5 protein-coding genes are annotated in these 5,404 nt (G+C 57.2%); 2 read left to right on the top strand and 3 right to left on the bottom strand.

Annotation, left to right across the window (positions count from 1 at the left end):
* Positions 1 to 1,204: 1,204 nt before the first annotated feature.
* The 3 genes from C492_RS08005 to C492_RS07995 all read right to left on the bottom strand — a co-directional run bounded on the left by C492_RS08005 (position 1,205) and on the right by C492_RS07995 (position 3,642).
* Positions 1,205 to 1,498 (bottom strand): hypothetical protein, encoded by a 294-nt coding sequence (locus tag C492_RS08005; protein ID WP_008422186.1) that lies wholly within the window; start codon positions 1,496 to 1,498, stop codon positions 1,205 to 1,207.
* Positions 1,499 to 1,688: 190 nt separating this feature from the next.
* Positions 1,689 to 2,903 (bottom strand): hypothetical protein, encoded by a 1,215-nt coding sequence (locus tag C492_RS08000; RefSeq protein WP_008422184.1) that lies wholly within the window; start codon positions 2,901 to 2,903, stop codon positions 1,689 to 1,691.
* A 439-nt stretch (positions 2,904 to 3,342) separates the two neighbouring features.
* Complete coding sequence (locus tag C492_RS07995; RefSeq protein WP_152424840.1) at positions 3,343 to 3,642, bottom strand: hypothetical protein; 300 nt, start codon at positions 3,640 to 3,642, stop codon at positions 3,343 to 3,345.
* 145 nt (positions 3,643 to 3,787) lie between these two features.
* Between C492_RS07995 and C492_RS07990 the strand changes: the two genes are divergently transcribed.
* Both C492_RS07990 and C492_RS07980 read left to right on the top strand, forming a co-directional pair.
* On the top strand, positions 3,788 to 4,270 hold the full coding sequence (locus C492_RS07990; RefSeq protein WP_152424839.1) for a hypothetical protein: 483 nt from the start codon (positions 3,788 to 3,790) through the stop codon (positions 4,268 to 4,270).
* Between the two features lie 27 nt (positions 4,271 to 4,297).
* The gene (locus tag C492_RS07980; RefSeq protein WP_152424838.1) at positions 4,298 to 5,332 is read left to right on the top strand and encodes a hypothetical protein; all 1,035 of its coding nucleotides are present in this window, start codon (positions 4,298 to 4,300) and stop codon (positions 5,330 to 5,332) included.
* Positions 5,333 to 5,404: the final 72 nt, after the last annotated feature.

Below are 5,404 nucleotides of genomic sequence, written 5' to 3'. Positions count from 1 at the left end.
CGAACAGTGTTGTCCCCGGCATTGAGTTCGTAGAACAACGGCTCGCTTTCGGACTGTGGACCAAGGGCACCGTTCCAGTTCTCGATATTAGAGGCCGAATTCGTATTAGACAGAGATCACTCTACAGACTCATCGATGAAACAATTTGTGTACTCCTCAACTCAGAACCATCAAGCTTGGAACAGGCCGCTCACAACTTCGATTGCGTACGGTCATTGAACCCCATCAGCTAATAGAGGCATTAAGAGAGCCGTGCTGAATCCACAGCGCAAGTCAGTCACGAGAATTGGTCGGCTCCGATGTTAGAGACTGTGAGGCTACTGCACGTTCTCGTTTGCCTTTCGTTGCCTGGCACACCACTCGAGTATCTCCTCACGGAGTTCATCCGGTGTGGGCCCGAACAAGCGTCCGAGTCGCTAGCCGAGATTATTCCACGTCAGTTCTTCAAATACTCCCTTGTATTCTTGTCCCTGAACAGCTCGAGTCCATCCCTGTTTGAAATTTCGTCGTCGACCTTCGGTCAAATCATTTCGCTTGTCTTCCTCAAAGGTAAGTCCCTCTAAGGCGAACATAGTTAGTAGGTATATATTCCGGATAGCGCANCCTTCGGTCAAATCATTTCGCTTGTCTTCCTCAAAGGTAAGTCCCTCTAAGGCGAACATAGTTAGTAGGTATATATTCCGGATAGCGCATAAGTACTTGCACGAGTGAGGGACAGATAACTCCTCACGAGACGCTGTTGCCCTACTTGCCCATTCGGATCAATCGTTCAGTTCGCACGCCGTATGTAATGCTCCGACGTTGGGTACGCTCACCCCTCGTCGCTCTCCTCACGATCACGACGCGTCTGCCGACCGGCCGGTATGGGTTAACCAAGAATTGTTCAGATAATAATAGCGAGTCNCCCCTCGTCGCTCTCCTCACGATCACGACGCGTCTGCCGACCGGCCGGTATGGGTTAACCAAGAATTGTTCAGATAATAATAGCGAGTCTACATCACACCCCAGATTTCCGTCGTTTCGATCCCCCCCGTGTTTCCGACGTGATTTTCAACCCCCCTCGTTTCCGTCGTTTCCGTCGTCTCTTCATACCCCACCCCAGGTTTCCGTCGTGGAGGGCGTCATAGAAGTGTACGTGGTTGTTGGCGATCTCGAGAGAACTGGAACGACCTCAAAGCGCATGGTTCGTTTGATCAACCGGGGCTCAGTCGTCGGCGCTCTCCTCAAGCTCGTCGGCGTTGTCCTCGAGCTCGTCGACCGGGACGCCGGTGAGCCACCACTTCGCTCGAGTGAACACACCGGCTTGATCGAGTAGTCGCTCACGACGCTCACGGTAGCGCTCGAGCTCTCGCTGCTCGTCGACGTACTCGACTAACTCAGTGACCTCGTCGATCCGCGTATTCGTCGCGGTGAGCTTCCGCTCGAGACGGTCCCGTTCTTGCTGGAGCTCGCCGACCCGTTCGGTGAGCCGTTCATACTCAGTGATGAAATGTCTCACCGCCTCGCTCTTTGATTCATACTCGGCGCCATCCCCCGTTTTTCCTCGAGGAGTTCGGCTTGCTCGTCGGTGATCGTAATTGTCAGTCTCGGCACCGGTGATTCTCCTCACCGCCCGTAAGAAGTCGCTCAGACAAGTGGTTCAGTCAGACGGCCGGCTGACGTAACGAATCTAATCAGCGAAATACGGTTTATGCAATCTGCTCGCCGTTCAGATAGACCTCGCTCATATCGGGCGTCATTCCGGACATGATTGACGCTCGAGAGCCGTCCCACCCGGTCGTTTTGATCTGGACGTTCCGCAGCTCGGCGTTGAACCCCGGCGTGAAATAGAAGGCGTCGCCGCGTTCGGTAAGTTCGACCGACGTATTCTCGATCACGGCTCGGTCGGTTCCCTCGAGCGCCCCGATCGCGTAGCCACCGCCGGCGCCGCCGCCGTCGCTCACACCGATTCGGACGTGACAGTTCCGGACGTGAACCTCGTCGTTCCTAATCCGGATCCCTCGCTGAGAGAGATACGTATGGTCGTCCGGCGTATGGTCGACCTCAGCAATACAGTTCTCGAGTACCGAGACACCGTACTTCCCCTCGCGAGCCTCGTTGTAATCGGTCGTCCCGTCAAGATATTCGACAGGCTCCCATTCGGTCCCGCCGTCGGTCCGGAGCGAGGAGACGCCAGAGTTAGCGGCGTGGCAATTGGTGAGGATCTTCCGCCCGCTCCCCCCCTTGATGTAGATCCCGTTATCAGGGAAGCCGCCGCATTTCACGTTGTTCAGGTGCATAGTCCCCTGCATTTCCGGGTGGCCGGTGATCCCCGACGTCGACCACGAGGCACCGGGTCCGCTCTCTTGTCCTGGAGAGCGTCGCGTCGATCGCGTGTTGATCGTATTCTCGTAGTGTTTCCCGCCCCACCGCATATCAATTGAATCAACGAGCCCGGTCGACTCCGGGGAGTGGGTCGAGACGCGCATATTCCCGTGCGTTCCGAGGTCGTGCATTCCGTTGAATAGAATATTCCGGACCTCGAGATCGCCATCGACGTGAGCTGTGAGCCCCTGCATTCCCGCATTTTCCCGCGCCCAGTCGAAAATGAAGCCACCAAACACGAGATCGCCGCGGTGAGGGGTCCCGGGAACTCCGAGCTTAAACAGATTCGTATTACCGGTGTACTCGCCTCGAGTGACCCGGTGGCCATCGATCGCGTCGACGCGCCCGTGACGGATCACGGCGTTCTGACCGATCAAGCCGACGTTCCGGGAGCCGACGCGCCGGAACCAGCTATTCATCTTGTACTCGCCGGCCGGGAGGAAAATTAGCGTATCGTCGCTCCAGGCGCTCGAGAGGGCGCTCCCAATCGGCTCCTCACCGGTGGGGTCAGCGCCGTGATCTTCGACGAGGTTAGTCACGGTCTCGAACCGATCGGCGTACGCCTCGGGATTGAGTGCCGGAGTGACCTGACTCCCAGTGTTTCCTGCACTCCCTCCTGAACTCGAGTTTCCTTTAGGAGCCGAGGTTCCCGGGCTCGGAGTTTGACCGAGTATTTGCATACCCCCAGAGAGCGAGACTCCCGCGATCGTTGCGGAGGCCGCTCGTATTACTGAGCGCCGTGAGAGTGTTTTCTCAGACATGGATTAGGATAGTGTGGATTAGCGGTGCCAAATCCCGTAATGACCGCCGACATAGGCGACGACGGCCCATACTAGAAGAAATAACCCTCCTCTCCCCTGTGTGATCGACTCGGGGAGGATCCCATACAACGCTCCGACAATAACGAACGTTATTCCAAGCCAAAGGCTCGCTGCCGCCCATCGGATACAGAACCAAGCGGCTCGATCGAGGTCGGCTTTAAGTCCCATCTCTCCCCTCCGAATCGGATCCAGTCTCGATCTCCTCGAGTCGTCGCTTGACCTCCTCTAGTTCGGCCTCGAGGTTGTCCGCTCTCTCGTCAAATTCCTGCCGACAGACGGCCTCATGCAGATCTTTCGCAAGCTCGGGATTATTCTCTCGGAGTAGCTTTGCGTCCTCGGCCATGACCTCGATTTTCGACTCTATTCGAGACATAAGTGATGTGCGAGTACCGGCCGGAACATTCTCGGGATCACTGATAACGTCGCGCTCGCGGTCTGTGAGTAGTGCTCGGGGCATACTCTGTACCTTTGCATGAGGACACATATGTCTGGTTCCTCTACAGCCCCCTATGTATTTGTCTTATAAATATTTATCCGTCCTATCGAAACAAATATGAAGGGTTAGGTAGATAGAGTTATACATGCCTCAAACTACTGGAGGCTTGGAAGAAACCAACGGATCGGCGAACGAGAGACTCACGAACCTCAAAACGGGACTCATGGAGTTCGGCCGTCGACACAAGTCGACGCTCCGGACTTACGGAATCTCTACTGGATTAACGCTCACGGCCTTCGCGATCCCCGCGGCGGCACAGTCCGGAGCCTCCGACGCCGAGAGCCTCATGTGCGGCGGCGCGGGAGGGCCGAACATCGGACGGATCGTTATGATCGTCCTCGCGCTCGCAGCCTTCGCATTCATCCTGAAAGGCGTCTTTCAGGGAATGACGGCGCTCGATAAGATGAACTCCCCGCGAGAGCAGGAGCACCTCGAAGGCAAAGAGGGCCTCAAGTCCGCCGGGACATCGATTGGCGCGGCGCTTGTTCCGGCGCTCGCGGGCCCGTTCTTTGAGATAATCGGCATTAGCACGCTCTCGTGCATCGATTGGAGCCTCGGCATCCTCATGCTCGGGCCGTTCGGCTTCTAACACCGCAGTTTCCCCCACATTATCACAGTGACTCGAAACACGCTGCTCAGCATCCTGTTCGCGCTCTTGGTAGTGTCAACGCTCGGAGCGTCGCTCGCGTCGCCGGTCGCGGCGCAAACAGGATCGAGTAACACGACGGTCCCGACGCCGACCGATCCGATGGGCAACTCAAGCGGGAACGACTCCTCGAGCTCGGAGAACGCAAGCAACGAGAGCGAAGGCTCCGGGCCCGGCAACTGGGTTTCGAATGCAACACCGTCGATCGGCAACCCCGTTCCGTCGCCATGGGAGGCCATCAAGGGAATCGTCACGTCGGGCTTCGAGGACGCAAAGGGAGGCCTCGAGAGTCTAATCAGCGAGCTCAATATGTTCCTCCTCGGCCTCCCCGCTCCAGGAGAGCCGGACGACCCCGGGAGTTGGTTCTCACCGGATAATGAGATCTGGAGTTCGATCCTCGGCGTTTATGCCATGATGTCGGGCCTCGCGGTGGTTCTCCTTGTGATCGCGACTCAATTCGCGCTCGGAATGAGCGACATGAAACGGCAGCGGCAAATGTACCGAAAGATCGCGAAAGCGTTCGCGCTCGGGCCACTCTTCGGGATCCCGCTCCTCGCACTCGGATTACACGGGGGGAACGCGGTAACAATGGCGCTTACTCCGAGCGGCGACGAGCTCCTCACGGATATCGGCGAGATCTCGAATCTCGGCCTCGGTATCGTTTTCGGAGGGATCCTCATGTACTTCAAGACTGGCGCGGTTTTCCTCGGGCTGGTAATCATAGTCGTGATCTATTTCACGATCCTGCTTATCGTGGCCGCATGGCCCGCTCTATGGGCAATGACGGTCTCGCCGTTCCCGACGCTCCAGTCTTGGGGAGAGGCCGGACTAATCACGTTCGGAAAGCTCATTCTCCTCCGAGCAACCCAGGGGTTCGTCCTCCGGGTTACGTTCGCGCTCCCGTGGGGATCCCTCGGCGACGCAACGCTCATTATCGGCTTGCTCGGGACGACGGCCGGAGTCGCGATCGCGTTCCTGGGGCTCCCGTCATCTGTTCTAGTTTAACGCAGCGAGGCATCCAAGGACGCCGAACTAGAATAGTCAGTAACTAGGAGTGTGAGAATCCGGTAGAGGATG

The organism is Natronococcus jeotgali DSM 18795 (genome assembly GCF_000337695.1).
Taxonomy (GTDB): Archaea; Halobacteriota; Halobacteria; order Halobacteriales; family Natrialbaceae; genus Natronococcus; species Natronococcus jeotgali.
Note: the sequence above shows the minus strand (reverse complement) of the source record. Positions and strands in the feature narration are given on the sequence as shown.

Excerpts from the sequence above, each read along its gene's own strand:
- C492_RS07995 (WP_152424840.1), bottom strand. The coding sequence starts at position 3,642 with ATGCCCCGAGCACTACTCACAGACCGCGAGCGCGACGTTATCAGTGAT.